19 protein-coding genes are annotated in these 18,045 nt (G+C 73.3%); 11 read left to right on the top strand and 8 right to left on the bottom strand.

Annotated features, from left to right (window positions below):
- Positions 1-122 precede the first annotated feature (122 nt).
- The gene (locus AB0C69_RS05980) at positions 123-1,163 is read left to right on the top strand and encodes an alpha/beta hydrolase-fold protein (protein WP_360350343.1); all 1,041 of its coding nucleotides are present in this window, start codon (positions 123-125) and stop codon (positions 1,161-1,163) included.
- 96 nt (positions 1,164-1,259) lie between these two features.
- Here AB0C69_RS05980 and AB0C69_RS05975 read toward each other — a convergent pair whose 3' ends face one another.
- From AB0C69_RS05975 to AB0C69_RS05960, 4 genes are all read right to left on the bottom strand, one after another.
- Positions 1,260-3,098: a glycoside hydrolase family 3 protein gene (locus AB0C69_RS05975; protein WP_360350340.1), complete on the bottom strand. Its 1,839-nt coding sequence runs from the start codon at positions 3,096-3,098 to the stop codon at positions 1,260-1,262.
- A 131-nt stretch (positions 3,099-3,229) separates the two neighbouring features.
- On the bottom strand, positions 3,230-4,441 hold the full coding sequence (locus AB0C69_RS05970) for an AI-2E family transporter (RefSeq protein WP_360350337.1): 1,212 nt from the start codon (positions 4,439-4,441) through the stop codon (positions 3,230-3,232).
- 118 nt (positions 4,442-4,559) lie between these two features.
- Positions 4,560-7,745, bottom strand: a complete 3,186-nt coding sequence (locus AB0C69_RS05965) for a DUF4132 domain-containing protein (protein WP_360350334.1) — start codon at positions 7,743-7,745, stop codon at positions 4,560-4,562.
- A gap of 61 nt (positions 7,746-7,806) precedes the next feature.
- Positions 7,807-8,400, bottom strand: a complete 594-nt coding sequence (locus tag AB0C69_RS05960; RefSeq protein WP_345185231.1) for a TetR/AcrR family transcriptional regulator — start codon at positions 8,398-8,400, stop codon at positions 7,807-7,809.
- 117 nt (positions 8,401-8,517) lie between these two features.
- Here AB0C69_RS05960 and AB0C69_RS05955 point away from each other — a divergent pair, with 117 nt between their 5' ends.
- Positions 8,518-9,339 (top strand): SDR family NAD(P)-dependent oxidoreductase, encoded by an 822-nt coding sequence (locus tag AB0C69_RS05955; RefSeq protein ID WP_360350331.1) that lies wholly within the window; start codon positions 8,518-8,520, stop codon positions 9,337-9,339.
- Between the two features lie 41 nt (positions 9,340-9,380).
- A complete protein-coding gene (gene abc-f, locus AB0C69_RS05950) occupies positions 9,381-11,015 on the top strand; it encodes a ribosomal protection-like ABC-F family protein (RefSeq protein ID WP_360350392.1) in 1,635 nt (544 codons plus the stop codon).
- Between the two features lie 24 nt (positions 11,016-11,039).
- On the opposite strand, the gene AB0C69_RS05945 is transcribed toward abc-f, so the two are convergent.
- On the bottom strand, positions 11,040-11,537 hold the full coding sequence (locus tag AB0C69_RS05945; protein ID WP_360350328.1) for an aldo/keto reductase: 498 nt from the start codon (positions 11,535-11,537) through the stop codon (positions 11,040-11,042).
- Positions 11,538-11,697: 160 nt separating this feature from the next.
- On the opposite strand from AB0C69_RS05945, the gene AB0C69_RS05940 reads away from it, so the two are divergent.
- Positions 11,698-12,192: a DinB family protein gene (locus tag AB0C69_RS05940; protein ID WP_360350325.1), complete on the top strand. Its 495-nt coding sequence runs from the start codon at positions 11,698-11,700 to the stop codon at positions 12,190-12,192.
- Between the two features lie 28 nt (positions 12,193-12,220).
- On the opposite strand, the gene AB0C69_RS05935 is transcribed toward AB0C69_RS05940, so the two are convergent.
- Positions 12,221-12,418 carry a hypothetical protein gene (locus AB0C69_RS05935; protein ID WP_345185244.1) on the bottom strand — a complete coding sequence of 66 codons (198 nt, stop codon included), beginning with the start codon at positions 12,416-12,418 and terminating at the stop codon, positions 12,221-12,223.
- An 11-nt stretch (positions 12,419-12,429) separates the two neighbouring features.
- The gene (locus AB0C69_RS05930; RefSeq protein ID WP_360350322.1) at positions 12,430-12,609 is read right to left on the bottom strand and encodes a hypothetical protein; all 180 of its coding nucleotides are present in this window, start codon (positions 12,607-12,609) and stop codon (positions 12,430-12,432) included.
- Between the two features lie 95 nt (positions 12,610-12,704).
- Here AB0C69_RS05930 and AB0C69_RS05925 point away from each other — a divergent pair, with 95 nt between their 5' ends.
- Positions 12,705-13,160 (top strand): MarR family transcriptional regulator, encoded by a 456-nt coding sequence (locus tag AB0C69_RS05925; protein ID WP_360350319.1) that lies wholly within the window; start codon positions 12,705-12,707, stop codon positions 13,158-13,160.
- A gap of 118 nt (positions 13,161-13,278) precedes the next feature.
- Here the strand turns inward: AB0C69_RS05925 and AB0C69_RS05920 are convergent, their stop codons facing one another.
- Positions 13,279-13,509, bottom strand: coding sequence for a hypothetical protein (locus AB0C69_RS05920; protein ID WP_360350316.1), 231 nt, complete (start codon positions 13,507-13,509; stop codon positions 13,279-13,281).
- Positions 13,510-13,862: 353 nt separating this feature from the next.
- Between AB0C69_RS05920 and AB0C69_RS05915 the strand changes: the two genes are divergently transcribed.
- The 6 genes from AB0C69_RS05915 to AB0C69_RS05890 all read left to right on the top strand — a co-directional run bounded on the left by AB0C69_RS05915 (position 13,863) and on the right by AB0C69_RS05890 (position 18,026).
- Entirely contained in the window at positions 13,863-14,456 is a 594-nt protein-coding gene (locus AB0C69_RS05915) for a TetR family transcriptional regulator (protein WP_360350313.1), read from the top strand.
- Between the two features lie 16 nt (positions 14,457-14,472).
- Complete coding sequence (locus tag AB0C69_RS05910; RefSeq protein WP_360350309.1) at positions 14,473-15,510, top strand: NADP-dependent oxidoreductase; 1,038 nt, start codon at positions 14,473-14,475, stop codon at positions 15,508-15,510.
- On the top strand, positions 15,511-16,023 hold the full coding sequence (locus AB0C69_RS05905; protein WP_360350306.1) for a DinB family protein: 513 nt from the start codon (positions 15,511-15,513) through the stop codon (positions 16,021-16,023). It begins immediately after the preceding gene.
- A 169-nt stretch (positions 16,024-16,192) separates the two neighbouring features.
- A complete protein-coding gene (locus AB0C69_RS05900; RefSeq protein WP_360350303.1) occupies positions 16,193-16,813 on the top strand; it encodes a dihydrofolate reductase family protein in 621 nt (206 codons plus the stop codon).
- Between the two features lie 53 nt (positions 16,814-16,866).
- Positions 16,867-17,190, top strand: a complete 324-nt coding sequence (locus tag AB0C69_RS05895) for a YciI family protein (RefSeq protein ID WP_345185270.1) — start codon at positions 16,867-16,869, stop codon at positions 17,188-17,190.
- Positions 17,187-18,026, top strand: a complete 840-nt coding sequence (locus AB0C69_RS05890; protein WP_360350300.1) for a DUF6596 domain-containing protein — start codon at positions 17,187-17,189, stop codon at positions 18,024-18,026. The genes AB0C69_RS05895 and AB0C69_RS05890 overlap by 4 nt, the downstream gene beginning before the upstream one ends.
- Positions 18,027-18,045: the final 19 nt, after the last annotated feature.

The following is an 18,045-nucleotide window of genomic DNA, read 5'->3' as shown; positions in this document are numbered from 1 at the left end:
CTTCTCCACAGCCGCGCCGGGAAATCTTGTAACCCGCCCGCGTAGATCATTTCGGCCGGGGCGAGGACACTCTGCGGAAGTCGCGCGGCCGCGGGGGTCGGGCCTGATCCGCGAGGTGAGCCTTGCACACGACACCGGCCGTCCGCCGCCGACCGCACCGGGTGGCCTGGCGGCGCTCGCTGGCCTCCGGGGCGATCACGGTCGTCCTGGCGGCCGGCCTCGGCGCGGTCGGCGCCGGACCCTCCCAGGCGCTCGCGGGGCCGGTCCGGGCGGACGACGGGGCGCGCATCACCGCGGAGAAGAAGATCGCCTCTCGCGAGGTCGACGTCGCCATCGACTCCCCCGCCCTCGGCAGGGCGGTCAAGACCCGCATCCTGCTGCCGAAGAACTGGACGCGGAACTCGACGGCGACGTGGCCGGTGCTGTACGCCTACCACGGCGGCCAGGACGACTACACCTCCTGGACGCGCAACACCGACATCGAGGCGTGGGCGGCCAAGTACAACGTCATCGTCGTCATGCCGGAGGGCGACAACGGCTCGTACACCGACTGGTACAACTACGGCAAGGGCGGGACGCCCAAGTGGGAGACGTTCCACACCGCCGAGGTGCGCCAGCTGATGGAGCGCAACTACCACGCGGGCGCGCTGCGCGCGGTGATCGGCAACTCCTCCGGCGGCGCCGGGGCGATGTCCTACGCGGCGCGGCACCCGGGGCTGTTCAAGTACGCGGCGTCGCTGAGCGGGATCCTGTCGATGCGCTCGATCGGGATGCCGGCGCTGCTGATGTTCACCAACGCGGGCAACGGCCAGGACCCGTTCGCGATCTGGGGCGTCCCGTGGTCCGACGACGCCAACTGGGCGGCGCACGACCCGTACTCGCTGGCGCCCAAGCTGCGCGGCACCGGCCTGTTCTTCTCGGCGGGCACGACCGGGCGCCCCGGTCCCGGCGACCCCGACGTGGCGCCGTGGGACATCGGCCTGCTCAGCGAGATCGCGGTCGGCGCGAACAACCGGGACTTCCAGAAGCGCCTGGACCAGCTGAACATCCCCTACACCGCCCACATCTACGGCGACGGCCGGCACAACTGGCCGGCGTGGGTGCGGGAGGCGAGCGCGGTGTGGCCGACGCTGATGAAGTCGATCGGCGCGCGCAAGGTGTGACGCGGGCGCCCCTTGGAACGAACCCGGCCCGGTTCCGGTGCGGCTGCGGCTGCCGCCTCGGAACCGGGCCGCCGCGCGTGCGGCCCGGTCCAGGGGTCAGTAGCCCAGGCCGTGCCCGAACGGGTAGAGGACGGTGCCGGGTTCGTCGCGGGCCGGGACGGCGACGGGCAGCCGCCCGCGCGGGTCGAGCTCACCGAACAGGACCTTGGCGGCCGACCGCAGCGCCTCGGCGGTGTAGGAGTAGGTCGCCAGGTAGGTCGTGACCTCGGGGAACCAGGCGATGTCGTAGGGGTCGCGGACGGCCACGACGACGACCGGCCTGCCCGTGGCGAGGAGCGCCTTGACGAGGTCGCTCTGCCCGGGCCCGTTGTGGCCGGGCTCCTGTTTGACGTCCCAGGCGCGGTTGGTGACGGCGACGACCAGGTCCTGGTCCCGGGCGGCGGCCACGGTCTCGTCGATCTGGGCCTGGCCGGGGCTGAGGCCGGTCTGCCGGATGGTGGTGACGGCGCCGCGGCGGGCGATCTCGGTGCCGAGGGACGCGGTGGTGGACACGCCCCATCCGGTGACCAGGACCTTGCGGCCGCCCGGGCGCAGGGGCAGGATGCCGGCGCCGTTCTTGACCAGGGTGGTGGTGCGGTCGGCGGCGCGCTGCGCGGCGGCCAGGTGCTCGGGGGTCCCGACGACCTGGCCGATCCTCGACTCGTCGGCGTAGGGGTCGCGGAACAGGCCGCGCCGCTGCTTGAGCTCCAGCACCCGGTAGACCGACTCGTCGATGCGCTTCTCGGTCAGCTCGCCGGACTTGACGGCGTTGACGACGGCGGCGAGCTGGCGGGGGAACACGCCGTTGCCCTGCGCGTCGGCGGGCGGCTTCAGCAGGACGTCCACGCCGGCCTTCAGTGCCAGGACGGGGATGTTCTCGTCGCCGTACTTGTCGCGGACGCCCTGCATGTCCAGGGCGTCGGTCACGACGACGCCGCGGTAGTGGAGGCGGTCGCGCAGGATGCCGGTGAGGATGGGCCGCGAGAGGGTGGCGGGGTCGCCGGAGGGGTCCAGCGACGGCACGACGATGTGCGCGGTCATGATGGAGTCGACGCGCTGCTTGATCGCGGCGCGGAACGGGGGCAGGTCGAGCCGCTCCCATTCGGCGCGCGTGTGGTCGATGTGCGGGACGCCGGTGTGGCTGTCGGTGGTGGTGTCGCCGTGCCCGGGGAAGTGCTTGACGGTCGGGGTGACTCCGCCGGCCCGGTAGCCGCCGATCTGCGCGGTCACCATGTCCGACACCAGGGCGGGGTCGGAGCCGAAGGACCGGACGCCGATGACGGGGTTGGCCGGATTGACGTTGACGTCGGCGTCGGGCGCGTAGTCCTGGTTGACGCCGACGGCGCGCAGCTCGCTTCCGGTGATGCGGGCGAGCGCGCGGGCGTCGCCGGTGCTGCGCCCGGCGGCCAGGGCCATGCTGCCGGGCGACTGCGTCGCGGGCGGCTGGACGCGCGCGACGATGCCGCCCTCCTGGTCGATGGCGATCGTGGCGGGGACGCGCAGCGGCTGCGCCGCGGCGGCGCGCTGGATGCCGTTGGAGAACGCGGCGAGCTGCTTGGGGTCGGTGACGTTGTCGCCGTAGTAGATGAAGCCGCCGGGGTGGTAGCGGGCGACGACCTGCGCGGCGTTGTCGACCCCGTACAGCCTGCGGTTGGCGGCGACGTCGGCGGGTTCCGCCGTGGTGGCGCTCTTGCCGTAGACCTGCAGGACGAACAGCTGCGCGGCCTTGTCCTGCAGCGACATCGACCGCAGGATCCGCATCAGCCGCGGATCCTTGCCGGCGTGCGGCGCGGCCTGCGCGGCGGACGCGTCCACGCCGCCGAGGCCGGTCACCGCGACGGCTCCGGCCGCGAGGCCGGCGAGCCACCGGCGGCGGCGCGTGCGGGGACGGTACATGACGGCTCCCTCCCGCCCCCGAGCTGGCTGATGATCAAGGTTCCTCCCGGCACGGTAACCGCGGCGGGCGGCTCCCGTCCACGGCAATGCTCGACGATCCGCCCAGGACGCGGCCCCGATCCGGTAAAGCGTCAGCGCCGCAGCCACCGCCACCAGCGGCCGGGGGGCGCGTCCGGCTTGGTCAGGGGGTGCTCCTCCACCTCGTAGCGGCGCACGTACGCGGCGGTGAACGCCTGGAGGCTGGCGCCGAGCGGGATCGCCAGCAGCACCCCGATGGGCCCGGCGACGGCGGCGCCGGCCAGGATGAGCCCGAACGCCACCGCCGGGTGCATGTCGAGGGTCCGGGCGGTGATGCGCGGCTGCAGCAGGTAGTTCTCGAACTGCTGGTAGGCGATGATGAACAGCAGGAGCCACAGGGCCGTGCTGGGCGACTTGGTCAGGGCGATGAGCACCGGCACGGCGCCGGCGAGGTAGGTGCCGACGGCGGGGATGAACTGCGAGACCACGCCCACCCACAGCGCCAGGGCCGCCGCGTACGGGACGCCCAGCCCGGCCATGGCGGCGTAGTGGGCGATGCCGGAGATGAGGGCGAGCAGTCCCCGGGAGTAGATGTAGCCGCCGGTCTTGTCGACGGCGATCTCCCAGGCGCGCAGGACCTCGCGCTGGCGTCGCGGAGGCAGCAGGGAGCAGACCGTCCGGCGGAACCGGGGGCCCTCGGCGGACAGGTAGAAGGTGAACAGCAGGACGCCGAGGGCGTTGAAGACGACGCCGACCGCGGTCGTGCCGAAGCCCCACACGTTCGCGGCGAGGTCCGACAGGTGCCGCGACAGCGCGTCGGTGACGGTGGGGAGCCGCTGGAAGACGGTGCGCTGGGACAGGTGGGTGCCGAAGGTGGCGTTCACCCATCCGACGAACCGGCGGACGTAGCCGGGGAATCCGCTGATCAGATGGTTGGCCTGGGCCGCCAGCAGCGATCCGATGCCGCCGAGGAACCCGGCCAGCAGCAGCCCCACGACCGCGAACATCGCCGCCGTGGCCACGCCGCGGCGCCATCCGCGCGCGGCGAGCCAGTTCACCGCCGGCTCGATCGCGAAGGCCAGGAACAGCGAGATCAGCAGGAGCAGCAGCAGTCCGCGCAGCCGCTCCAGCAGCCACAGGCCCGCCAGGAACGCCAGCACGCTCCCGCCGGCGAGCGCGAACGCCCGGGGCAGCCACGGCGGCATCTGGCGCGACCGCTGCGCGGCGGGCTCGGCGTCGTGGTCGGCGGCGGGGTCGTGGGGAGGGTCGGCGGCCGGTTCGTGGGCGGGCGTGGCGCCGGGCGGCTCGCCGGGCGTCTGCGGCATTCCTGCACGTTAACGGCGTCCGGGCGGGCATTCCGGGCGTCCCGCACCGCGGCATGGGCAAGCTTTGCCGGGATTTCAGCCCCGGCGCGCCCAGGCCCCCGCTCATGCCGGCGCGCCGTCATTTCTCGGTGACGGCGGTCAGTTCGGTGAGGAGTTCGCTGGCCTGGACGGCGTCGAGGGCGCCGGTCACGTGGACGCCGATCGTGACGATCTGGTCGGGGTCCCGGTGGCCGATCGCGACCGCGGGCTCGAAGCCGAGCCAGGCGGTGGCTCCGCCGGGCAGCGAGCGCGACATCCCGCAGACGATGCCCGCGTCGGCGGGCATCTCGTGCTCCCAGCCGTCGTGCTCCAGGCGCAGCAGCCGCCCGAGCGGGACCTCGGCGCCGTCGAAGCGGGCCAGGTGCCCGGTCCGGCGTTCGTCCTCGGTGAGGGCGTGCAGGGGGCGGTCCAGCTGCGGGAACGGCTGGGCGATCTCGTAGTCGGCGAACACCTGCGCCCAGGCGGCCAGGTCACGCGCGGGCAGGTCGAGGCGGTGCGCGACGCGGACGTGGGCGGCGCCGTCCAGGACGAGGACGTCGTCGGCGCAGTCGGCGAGCGTTCCGTCCTCGGCGACCCGGAAGGCCGTGCCGTCGCCGGTGAGCCACACCAGCCGCCGGACGATGTGGCGCAGCAGCGGGTGGCCGGCCAGGAGCCGCTGGAAGTCGGGCGCGGTCCACTCACGCCGCTGGACCATGGCGGTCTCCAGCCTGCGCACCTGCCCGGCCGCCACGGCGCGCACGTCCTTGCGCAGCGCCGCGAACCGCTTGTAGGCGGCGGGCGCCAGGTCAGGGTCGTCCTTGGCGCCTGGCTTGGGCAGGGTCTTGCGTGGTCTGCCCGTGTCGTCCAGGACGTAGGGCCGGAGCAGCTCGTCGAAGCCGACGGTGAAGCGCCGGGGCCCGTAGTCCAGGACGAGGGTGCCAGCGGAGTCGAGCCCGAGGTCGGGCACGAGGCGGTCGGCGAGTTCGTCCTGGGTGAGCCCGAGCCCGCCGGCGATCTGGTCGATCTTCTGGCGGGCGCGTTCCCTGAGGGTCTTGAACCGCAGTTTCTGGGAGATGCCGTGCAGGTGCATGAGGGCGACGTCGGTGCCGATCTCGGCGAGGACGTCCAGGCCGGCGGCGGCGTTCTTGTGGCGGCTCCGGCCGGGCCACTCGCGGATCAGCGGGGTGAGGCGGCGGGCGGCCTCGTCGCCGCCGAGCAGGCCGAGCTGGGTGAGGGCCCAGCCGTCCCCGGCCGGGTGCCCGGCCGCCTCCCACCGTTCGAACACCGCCCAGGAGAAGGCGGCGAGCGACTCGGGGTCGCAGGCGCTCCGCACCTCGGCGAGGTCGGGGCGCCCGCCGCCGGGGACCTCCAGCGCGAGCGTGAGCAGCAGCGCGCGCGTCGCGGCGGCCGGAAGCGCCCGGTCGCGCTGGACGGTCAGGATCTGCGGCAGCAGCGCCGGGACGGCCCAGCCGCCGATCGTCGGGGGGCGCGGCGGGACGAGGTCGAGCGGGTCGGCGGTCATCAGGTCGGCGATCGCGGCGGCGGCGCGGTCGCCGTGGACGCGGACGGCCTCGACGACCGCGTCCGCGCCCTCGTTCCCGGCGATGTGCAGGAGCGCGAGCCGGGCCGCGCCGCGCTTCCGTCCGGCCGGGCCCAGCGCGGCGGGGACGAGGAGCAGCGCGGCGGCGATCCGGTGACGGGCGAACCAGGCGTGCGCGACGGGCCGCGCCGACTTCAGCCGCAGCGCCCAGTCCGCCATGAGCGCGGCGACGGCCGGGGTGAGGAACGGCAGCAGGACTTCGCCGTCGGAGGCGGGCGCGTCCGCGGCGGTCTTGATCAGCAGCGGGACGGCGTCCAGTTCGTAGCGGGCCGCGATCTGCTTCTTGTGCCAGGTGAGGGGCGGGTCGCCGGCGGCCCACTCGGCGAACAGGGGCCGCACCAGTTCCTCGGGGCCCTCGGAGAACAGCTCCAGCGTCTGCCAGTAGGCGAGCCGCCCCGCCTTGTGGTCCAGGATCCTGGCGGCCCAGTCGTCCTGGTTCCGCCGCAGGCCGGAGGCGGACCACGACTCGCGTTCGCCGCGCGCCCAGCGGACGGCGTCGACGTCGGGCGGCACCAGACCCTCGATCATCACGGTGCGGTCTTCGCGCGGGCGGCGGCTCCAGGGCGGGTCGGCCAGGCATGCGGGCAGCTCCCGCGCCGGCGCGTCGGGGACGCGCGCCCGGCGTGCTTTCCCCTCGCGGGTGAGCAGGCGTTCCTCCAGAAGTTCGGCGGCGACCTTGGCGGGTTTGCCGGCGCCCGCCACCGCGCCGCTCAGCAGCCGCGCCGCCCGCGCGGGGAACCGTTCCGCCGCAGCCGCCAGCGCGGGCCTGACGCGGTCTTGGTCGGCGCGCTCCACCAGGGCCTGGAACGCCTCGTCGGTGGGCAGGACCGCCAGCGCCTGGGCGGTGTTCCTGCGGACCTTCGCGCTGGACACGGTGTCGTAGGCGTGCACCAGCAGCGGCGCGAGGGCCGCGCCCACGCCGTCCACGGCGGTGGTCACCAGTTCGGCGTTCCCCGCCTGCCAGCCCAGGTCGCCGAGGCGGGCCAGCTGAGCCGGGGAGGCGACGGAGCACCACAACATCCAGGAGTACATGTGGGCCGGGAGGGCGCCGAGTTCGGCCAGAGACTCCTCGACCCAGTCTTGGCGGGTGGGCGCGAGGTAGGCGGTGACGGAGCGGAGCAGGGCGTTGTCGCGGCACTCTCCCATGCGCGCGACGGCCCGCTCGTACTCGGCGTCATCCGCGGCTGCGAGAACGGCCCGCATCCGGAGCAGCGCACCGCGCGTCACCCACCAATTGCCGTACTGCTCTTGCGGGTCCCGCAGCCGGATCCACGCCTCGCTCCGCTCACCGTTCTCGATCCACCGCCACGTGGGCTCGGCCTTGATGAGACCGGTGACGGCGGCGGCGGCGAACGCGGCCCCGCGCTCGGCGCACCACGCGTCCACGAGCCAGGTGTGGGGATCCTTCTTCCAGGGCTCCTTGCGGACGGCGATCTGCCCGACGACCGCGGCGCCGAGCGGGTCGTCACCGCCGCTCAGATACCGCCGGGCCGCCGCGACGAGTGCGGGTTCGCTCTGAGGAGTGCGGAGCACGTCGTCGATGTCGGCCGACTGCGCGCGGATCTTCCCGGCGAGCGCGTCGCCCGCCGCCGGGTCGAGCCTGAGCGCGGTGCCGGGCGTGCCGCCCCGCCGCGGATGCAGCCTGCGCCGCCACGCCGCCGGAATGACCAACGTCTCCTCGTCCATGGCGCCTCACCGTAGGACCCGGCTCCGACAGGCCGGGCGCCCATCGCCGCTCCGACGCCGATCAGGGGGCGAAGGCGCGGAGGGCGGCGTCGACGAGCGCGTCGGCGTACTCGGGGGTGAGCGGCCCCGACCGGTGCAGCCAGCGCTGGGTGAGCGGGGCGTACAGCACCTCCAGCACCAGGTCGAGGTCGGCGTCCGCGCGCAGCTGGCCCGCCCGCTGGGCGCTGCGCAGCCGTTCCTTCTTGGCCCGGTCGAGGGGGTCGGCCAGCTTCTCGCGGTACAGGGCGGCCAACTCGGGGTCCTCGATGATCTGCGTGTTCAGCGCGCGGAGAGGCGCCTCGAACCGCGGGTCGGCGAACTCGGCGACCGTCGCGCGCATGACGGTCTTCAGATCGGCCTCGACGTCGCCGGTGTCGGGCAGCCGGACGCCCTCCTCCCCCTCACTCAGCGCGAGGAACCCCTCGAAGACCACCGCGCCCTTGGACGGCCACCAGCGGTAGATGGTCTGCTTGCCGACGCCCGCCCGCGCGGCGATGGCCTCGATCGTCACCTTGGGGTACCCGACTTCGGAGACCAGTTCGCGCGCGGCGGCCAGGACGGCCTGCCGGGACCGCTCGCTGCGCCGTGCGGGATCGGGTGTTCTGGTACTGGACACGGCCGGGAGTATACCCCTAACGAGACGAGACGGTCCGTCTTGACAACGAGGCGGCCCGCCCCCATACTCGCCAAGACGAGACGAACCGTCTCGTTTCTTGTGATCGAGGAGGGGTGCATGACGACCGCCCGCGTATGGTTCATCACCGGTGCGTCGAGAGGCCTGGGCCGGGCCTTCACCGAGGCGGCGCTCTCCGCCGGGGACCGCGTCGTGGCGGCCGCGCGCGACCTCTCCCCTCTCGACGGCCTGGCCGCCGGCCACCCGGACCGCCTCGTCCTGCTGCCGCTGGACGTCCGCGACCGCGCCGCCGTGCGGACGGTGGTGGATCGGGCGGTGGCGGCCTTCGGGCGGCTGGACGTCGTGGTGAACAACGCCGGCGCCATGCTGTTCGGCATGGTGGAGGAGGCCACCGAGGAGCAGATCCGCGACCAGTTCGACGTCAACTTCTTCGGCGCGGTCTGGGTGGCCCAGGCCGTGGTGCCGCACCTGCGCAGGCAGGGATCCGGCCACATCCTGCAGGTCACCACGATGGGGACGGGCGGCGGGATCGCGTCCGCCGGGTTCTACGCGGGGAGCAAGAGCGCGCTCGACTCGCTGAGCCAGGCCCTGGCGATGGAGGTGGCGCCCTTCGGGATCAAGGTGACGATCGTGCAGCCCGGCGGGTACGGCACGGAGCTGTTCACGCGGGGCACCACCGCCACCCGGCCGCTCCCTGAGTACGAGCCGCTGCGCGTCACGTTGGCCGAGATGTGGGGCGAGGACGCCGGACCCGACCCGAGCACCGCGGCCCCGGTGGTCATGGAGCTCGCCGGTCTGGACGAACCGCCGCTGCGGCTGATCGTCGGCTCCGCCTCCTACGACATGGTCCAGCAGATGGACCGGGAACGCACCGAGGAGTACCACGCCTGGGAGCACCTCAGCCGCAAGGCCCCAGGCTGACTCCCGATCCCCGCCCGCACCGACCGGAAGGAGGTGGCGCTCTGCGCGCCCCTGCCCAACTCTCCCTCGACCAGATCACCAAACGCTACGGGACCCGCGCCGTCCTGGACCGCGTCTCGCTCACCGTCAGGCCCGGCGAGCGGCTCGGCGTCATCGGCGACAACGGGTCCGGCAAGTCCACGCTGCTCAAGCTCATGGCGGGCGTCGAGCGTCCGGACGGCGGCGAGGTCGTGGCCGTCGCGCCCGGCGGGATCGGATACCTGCCGCAGTCGCTCGCGCTTCCGCCGGAGGCCACCGTCGCCGACGCCGTGGACCTGGCGCTGGCCGGCCTTCGCGATCTCGAAGCCCGGATGCGCGCCGCCGAACGCTCGCTCGGCGCACCGGGCGCGCCCGAGCGGGCGAGCCTGGACGCCTACGCGGAACTGGTGGCGGAGTTCGAGGCGCGGGACGGCTACGAGGCCGACGTCCGCGTGGACCTCGCGCTGCACGGGCTCGGGCTGCCCGGACTCGACCGGAGCCGCCCGCTCGGCACGCTGTCCGGCGGCGAGCGCTCCAGGCTCGCCCTCGCCGCCACGCTGGCGTCCTCCCCCGAGCTGCTGCTGCTCGACGAGCCGACCAACGACCTGGACGACCAGGCCACGGCCTGGCTCGAACGGCGCCTGCGCGCCCACCGGGGCACGGTCGTGGCGATCACGCACGACCGCATGTTCCTGGAGCGGGTGACCACCGCCGTCGTGGAGGTCGACGGAGGGCGGGCGCGCCGCTACGGCGACGGGTACGCCGGCTTCCTCGCCGCCAAGGCCGCCGAACGCGCCGCGCAGGCGCGGGCCCACGAGGAATGGAGGACGGAGCTGGACCGGCATGCCGCGCTGGTGACCGCCAACGCGGGCCGGCTCGCCGAGATCCCGCGCAGGACGGCCAAGGCGGGCATGGGCACCGGCGCCTGGCGGGCGCGCTCGCGCACCCACGGCGCCGCCGGGCGCATCCGGCAGTCCCGGCAGCGGCTGCGGTGGCTCGCCGACCACCCCGCGGCGCCCCCGCCCGAGCCGCTGCGCTTCACCGCCGTCCCCGCCGCCCCCAGCGCGGCCGGAGGCGAGGTGGTAGCGCTCGACGGCGTGGTGGTGCCGGGGCGGCTCCGCCTGGAGTCCCTGACCGTCCGCGCCGGTGAGCGGCTTCTCGTCACCGGCCCGAACGGAGCGGGCAAGACCACCCTGATGCGGGTCATCGCCGGAGAACTGCGCCCGGACGCGGGCGAGGTGCGCCGGACCGGACGGGTCGGGTTCCTCCGGCAGGACGGGCCGGTCGGCGCAGGGCACCGGACCGTGCTCCAGGCCTACGCGCACGGACGTCCGGGCACTCCCGACGAGTACGCGGACGCCCTTCTCGCCCTGGGCCTGTTCCGGTCGTCGGACCTGGGCCTTCGCCTCGGGGAGCTGTCCCATGGGCAGCGGCGCCGGGTCGAGCTGGCGCGGCTGGTGAGCGAGCCCCGGGACCTGCTGCTGCTCGACGAGCCGACCAACCACCTGTCGCCCATGCTCACGGAGCAGCTGGAGGAGGCGCTGGCCTCCTACCGGGGCGCGCTCGTGGTGGTCACGCACGACCGGCGCCTGCGCGCCGCGTTCACCGGCGCCCGTCTCGAACTGGCCGAAGGACGCCTGGCCTCACCGGTCGGCTAGACCCTGCCGGACGAGCGGTCCGGCTCAGTTCGCGGGAGCCGACCCCACCCCGATCTCGTCCAGCTCGGCCAGGTCCTCAGGAGAGAGGGAGAGTCCCGCGCCGGCGACGTTCTCGCGCAGATGCGCCGTCGATGACGTGCCGGGGATGAGCAGGAGGTTGGGTGATCGCCGCAGCAGCCAGGCCAGTGCGACGGACATCGGCGCCGTCTCCAGCCGGGCGGCGACCGCCGAGAGCGCCGAGGACTGAAGCGGGGTGAAGCCTCCGAGGGGGAAGAAGGGCACGTACGCGACACCGTCGGCGGCGAGCCGGTCGATGAGCGCGTCGTCGTGGCGGTGGGCGAGGTTGTACATGTTCTGCACGCACACGATCGGCGCGATGCCCCGCGCCTCGGTCACCTGCTCCTCGGTGGCGTTGCTGACGCCGAGATGGCGGATCAGGCCCTCCCGCTGGAGTTCGGCGAGCGCGCCGAACGCCTCGGCGAGCGAGCCGGGCCGGGGGCCGGCCTGGGCGCAGACGCACATGACCCAGGTTCTCGAGAACCGCGAGATCTACGACACCCGTCCCTCCTGACCGCCCGCTCTTTGCCGGAACCGCAAGGTTTCGTGCCGAGTCGCGGCTCCTCTGCCGAGACTGGCGGCGGGCCCACCGCGGGCCCGCCGCCCGGAGAAGAAGGAGATCACCGTGCCCAGCACCACGCGCCGCGCCCGCCGCCGCGACACCCCGCCGCCCCGCACCGGAGGCGGCGAGGCCGAGACCCTGCGCGGATTCCTCGACTACCTGCGGGCCTCGGTCGCCGCGAAGGTCGAGGGCGCGCCCGAGCCGCGGGTGCGGGCGGCCGCGGTGCCCTCGGGCACGAACCTGCTGGGCCTGCTCAACCACCTGACCTTCGTCGAACGGTCGATATTCCTCGGGGAGGAGGTCGCCGACTGGCAGGCGACGTTCCAGGCCGCGGCCTCGGACGGCGTGGACGAGATCGTGGCCCGCTACCGGGAGGCCGTCGAGCGCGCCAACGAGGTGCTCGACGGGTGCGCCGACCTCGGCGCGCCCGTTCCCCGGCCGGGACGTCCCGCCCCCAGCGTCCGCTGGGCGCTGGTCCACATGATCGAGGAGACCGGCCAGCACGCGGGCCACGCCGACATCCTCCGCGAGCAGATCGACGGCGCGACCGGGCGCTGACGCCCCGCCGGCGTCGTCGCTCCGCGGCTCACAGCGCCAGGATCGCGAACAGCACCCCGCCGATGACGTGCGCGGCGACGGTCACCACCAGCGCGACGATGAGCAGGTTCTTGGCCACGGGGTGATCGAACTGGGAGCCGCGCGGGCCGCGCCGGTCGGAGTTCCTCAGGGCCTGCTGCTCCAGCTCGTCGATGGAGGGCAGGAAGGACGGTCGCTTGATGGCCATCGGCCTCTCCTTCAGTGCGCCAGGATGGCGAACAGGACGCCGCCGATGACGTGACCGGCGACGGTCAGCGCCAGCAGGGCGATGAACAGGTACCGCGCGGTGGGGTGCCCGAGCTGTCCGCGCTCGCGCACCGGCGCGAGCTCGGCCTGACGCCGGGCGATGCGCTCTTCCAGCGGGGCTCGGCGGAACACGACACCTCCATTGCCTACCAACAGTTGGTACACAAATCATTGCTGTACTCTTTATAACTGGCAGGTGCCCCCGAAGACATCCCTCTGGAGGACTCGTGGCCAGTGATCTGCGCGACATCGCCAACCCGCTGGCACTGGAGAACCAGGTGTGCTTCGCCCTGGTGGTGGCCTCGCGCACCGTGCTGGCGCACTACCGGCCGATCCTGGAGCCGATGGGGCTGACCCATCCGCAGTACCTGGTGATGCTGGCGCTGTGGGAGCACCGGCAGCTGTCGGTCAAGGAACTCGGCGCCCTGCTCCAGCTCGACCCCGGCACCCTGTCGCCCCTGCTCAAGCGGCTGGAGGCCGCCGACCTCATCCGCCGCGAGCGCGACAGCCGCGACGAGCGCCTGCTGGCGGTCACGGTCACCCCCGCCGGGCAGGCCCTGCGGGAGCGGGCCGAGAAGATCCCCGCCACCATCATGGAGCGCCTGGGCATGAGCATGGACGAGTTGCAGGACCTCCACGGCACCCTGACCCGCGTCATCGCCGCCGCCGGCGAGCAGGACTAGAGCCGCACACCGCGGGCCGTGCGCGGCCGCGGCGGATCCGTCACGTCCGTCGCCCGGCGGGCACCGGCCGATCCGGGCTCACTCAGCCGTGACCCGACGTCCCGCCGGTGGCATCGGTTCAGGTGGTGCCGTCGGGCGCGCGGCCAGGGGACGGGTAGCCGTGCCGGTCGAAGGCGTCGGCCAGCCGCCGCCGGTCCAGGTCGCAGTCGTGGCGTGCGAGCTCCTGCCCGTCCCGGTCGAGCACGATGAGCTTCCCGCCGGCCAGGAGCGCCTGGCCGATCTCCTCCGACGCGAACTCCTGTCGCTTGTCTTTGCTGGTCAGGATCACGCGCTCGTCCGACACGGTCACCGTCAGGGCCTCGCGGCAGCCAGGTATGGGCCGCGGCCCATACCCAGACCAGTTCGACGAGCCCCGCGATGACCGTCCCGCCGACGATGCAGACCAGCATGACGACCAGCGGGGAATCGGCGACCACGCTGACATCGGTCTTGGGAGACGTCGGGCGTTGACGGGAGTCCATGACGGCAAGCCTGCCGTCGTCCGCGGCGCCGCGGAGCCTCCGATGGTCGACTCCCCCGCGACCAAGGTCGCGGCCGATCCGACCGGTCAGCGGCCCTCCGGCAGCGCTTCGGCCGACAGGGATCATGAACGGTCTTTCGCATACGGCGATGTATGCGGATACGGTGATGTATCTTGGCGCCATGGCACGGGAGACGCGCGCCGAGCGCCGGCAGCGCACGCGCGAGGAGCTGGTGGAGTCGGCGATGCGGCTGTTCGCCGAGCGCGGGGTCGCCTCGACCTCGGTCGAGGCGATCGCGGAGGAGGCCGGGTACAGCCGGGGCGCCTACCACAGCAACTTCGAGACCAGGGACGAGATCCTCGACGCCGTGGTCGCCCACGTGGTCGGGAGCGTGGGGCCGGAGCTGGTCGCCGTGCTGCGCGGCCAGGGCGGTGTCCTGGACCGGCTCGCGGCCTATGTCCGCGGCTTCCTTCTGTACTGCGCGCGGCGGCCGGTGGAGACGCGCGCCCTGGTCGCGGTCGTGGCGCACCGCACCGCGAAGGCGGCCGGGGGCTACGAGGAGCTCGTGGCGGCGTCGCTCTCCGACGTCGTCGCGCTCCTGGAGGAGGGGCAGCGCAGCGGCGAGCTGCGCCGCTTCGACCTGGTGATGATGGCCTCGATGCTGCGCCGCACCCTCGACGCCGAAGGACTGCGGGTCGCCCACGGCGCTCCCGTCGACGCCGTCAGCGACGAGCTGATCGCCACATTCGTCCGAGCGACGCGCTCGGCCCCCTGATCGAGAGGCTGAAGTCATGCCCGTGCGGACCTTCCGCGAAATGGTGCTCCGTGAACGCCCGACGGGCGGGATCACCCCGGGCACGTTCGCTGAGCGGCGCAGCCCCATTCCGGTACTCGACGACGGCGAGGCCCTGGTCGAGGTCGTCTGGCTGGGCATCGACGCCACTCAGCGCACGTGGCTCAACCCCGGCGCCACCTACACGGCGCCGGTCGGCATCGGCGAGGTGATGCGCGGCAGCGGTGTCGGGCGTGTGGTGGCCTCACGGAACCCGGCGCTGCCGGAGGGGCAGTGGGTCTACGGCGACCTCGGCTGGCGGGAGTACGTCGTGGCGCGCGAGGGCGGCCTGTTCGGGGTCAACCCGGTGCCGGAGGGGATCGATCCGCGTCACATGCTCACCGTCTTCGGCGTCAGCGGGCTGACGGCGTTCGTCGGCATGTCCGCCGTCCTGGACGTCACCGACGCGGACACGGTGCTGGTCACGGGCGCGGCGGGCAGCGTCGGCTCCCTGGCCGGGCAGATCGCGCGGCTTCTGGGCGCCCGGGTGATCGGCACCGCCGGCTCGGCCGAGAAGGTCGCCTGGGTGAGGGAGGTCGCGAAGTTCGACGCCTGTGTGGACTACCGCGCCGAGAGCGTGCCTGACGCGTTGCGCGAGTTCGCGCCCGACGGGCTCACCGCCGTCTTCGACAACGTGGGCGGCACGCTGCTGGAGAACGCGCTGGATCGGCTCGCTCTCCGGGCGCGCATCGCGCTGTGCGGGTCGATCTCGTCCGGCTACACGGCCGCGGGATACGGCGCGGGCCCCGCCAACTACATGCAGCTCGCGTTCCGGCGCGCCCGCATGGAGGGTTTCGTGTTCTACGATCATCAGTCCGTGTTCCCTGAGGCGCTCTCCCGCCTCGCCGGCTGGGTCTCGGCGGGCGACCTGCGCTGGGCCGAGGACGTCATCGACGGCCTCCCCCACGCCCCGGCCGCGTTGCAGCGTCTCTTCGACGGCGCCAACCTCGGCAAGCAGTTGGTCAGGGTGAACGCCGCCGAAACGAAGGTGGACTGAATGACCGAGGTCAAGCAGGTGCTCCAACAGCAGCTCGACACCGCTTGGGCGCTCCTCGACTACCACGTGCGGCAGTGGCACGACGACGACCTGTTCTGGGAACCGGCGCCGTCGCACTGGACCATGCACCGGGTCGAGGGCGGTTGGGTCCCCGACTTCGCCGACGTCGAGCCCACTCCCGTCCCGGCCCCGACGATCGCCTGGCTGACCTGGCACATCGGCTGGTGGTGGTCCACGGCACTCGCTCATCTGAAGCAGACCGGCGTCCCCGCACGCGAAGACATCGCCTGGCCGGGCACGTGCGCCTCGATCACCGAATGGCTGGGAGAGATCCACGAGGCGTGGCGGACGGCGCTGTCGGCCACCGACCGCCTCGACGACCCGTCGGCGTTCCCCTGGCCCGAGGAGGCGGGCCGCACCGTCGCCGACATGAGCGCGTGGGTGAACATCGAGCTCACGAAGAACGCCGCCGAGATCGGCCAGCTACTGATCATTCGCCGCGCACGACACTGACCGGCGCACCGTTCACTGCGGACCTGCCGTGTCGTCGGACCGGCGGCAGACCGCGTCCCGGAAATCTCTTCGAAGAATTCCGGGACGCGGTGTCGGATCGGGGCGGAGGCGTTCGTAGCAGGGGTGAGGCCGCCCGCGAGGGGCGGCGCCGAGGCGAGGAACAACGAACATGAAGCTGACGACCATCACCCAGGTCACCGTCGACGGAGTGGTGCAGGGAAACGGCGGCGCGTCGGACGAGGACCGCAGGAACGGATTCGAGCGCGGCGGCTGGGCCCTGGGGAAGGGCGACGCCGAGACCCACGCGCTCATCAACCGGACCTACCGGCGCGCCGAGGCGTTCCTGTTCGGGCGGCGGACCTACGAGCTGTTCGCCGGCTCGTGGGGGAAGCTCACGGTCCAGGACGCCCCCGCCTGGGCGTCCGTCGTGGAGGCCCTGAACACACGGCCCAAGTACGTGGCGTCGACCGGGCTCACCGACCCGGCGTGGTCGGACACGACCGTCCTGTCCGGAGACGTCGCTGCGGCCGTCCGGGAGCTGAAGGCCAGGCCGGGCGGTGAGCTGCAGGTGCACGGCAGCGGCACCCTGACCCGGTGGCTGCTGGAGAACGACCTGGTCGACGAGATGACCCTGATCACCGTCCCGGTGGTCGTCGGCCAGGGCGCGCGGCTGTTCCCGGACGCGGGGCGCGATCTCGCCCTCGACCTGGTCGAGTCGCGGGTCGACTCGAAGGGCGTGACGATCCAGGTCTACCGGCCGGCCGGGCGCCCGCGGTACGCCGCGGCCTGAAGTCCCCGCCCATCGAACGGCGCCGTCACGGCGCCACAGGAGATGATCTACACATGCGGTATCTGGTCTCTGTGATCGATGACAAGAGCAATCCCGGCAGCACCGACAGGCAGCCCGCCATCAGCGCGTTCAACGAACGGCTGATCGCCGAGGGCCACTGGGTCTTCGCGGGCGGACTCGCGGACACCGACGCGGCCACGGTCGTCGACAACCGGGGCGAGGAGGCGGTGTTCAGCGACGGGCCCTTCGTGGAGTCGAAGGAGTACCTCGCCGGCGTCTGGGTGTGGGAGGCGCCCGATCTGGACGTGGCGCTCAGGCTCGCCGCCGAGGCGTCGAGGGTCTGCGACCGGAAGATCGAAGTGCGGCCGTTCCAGTGAGCGACGTCCAGGAGGCGATCACCCGCGCCCACCGCGCGGAGTGGGCACGGGTGGTCGCCGCCCTGACCAGGCGCTTCGGCGACCTCGACATCGCCGAGGAGGCGGCGGCCGAGGCGTTCGCGACCGCCGTGCAGCGGTGGCCGTCCGACGGCGTGCCTCCCAACCCCGGCGGCTGGCTGACCACCACCGCCAACCGCAAGGCCATCGACCGGATCCGGCGCGAGAACAAACGCGACGACAAGCACGAGGAGGCTCAGAGGGTGTACGACGACGACCCGCCCGAGCCCGTCGGCGCCATCGACGACGACCGCCTCCGGCTGATCTTCACCTGCTGCCACCCGGCGCTGGCGATGCAGACGCGCGTGGCGCTGACGCTGCGCATGGTCGGCGGCCTGACCGTGCCGGAGATCGCCCGCGCCTTCCTGGTCGCCGACACCGCCCTGGAGCGGCGGATCACGCGCGCGAAGGCCAAGATCAAGGCGGCTCGCATCCCCTACAGGGTGCCGTCCGCCGAGGACCTCCCGGCGCGCCTGACGGGCGTGCTCGCCGTCCTGTACCTGGTGTTCAACGAGGGCTACCTGGCGACCGGCCCCGGCGCCGGTCCGGTGCGCCACGACCTGACCGCCGAGGCGATCCGGCTCACCCGCCTGCTCCGCGCCCTGATGCCGGACGACGGCGAGGTGGCCGGGCTGCTGGCGCTGATGCTGCTCACCGAGGCGCGCCGCACCGCCCGGGTCTCGGCCGGCGGCGAGCTGGTCCGGCCGGGTCGAGCAGGACGTCGGCGTCCAGCAGGGGGCAGACGGGCAGCGTCCCGGAGGGCAGGGCGACGAGCGTGACCTCGTCCGGGAGCGGCCA

This window comes from Actinomadura sp. NPDC048032, from assembly GCF_040653175.1.
Taxonomy (GTDB): domain Bacteria; phylum Actinomycetota; class Actinomycetes; order Streptosporangiales; family Streptosporangiaceae; genus Spirillospora; species Spirillospora verrucosospora.
Note: the sequence above shows the minus strand (reverse complement) of the source record. Positions and strands in the feature narration are given on the sequence as shown.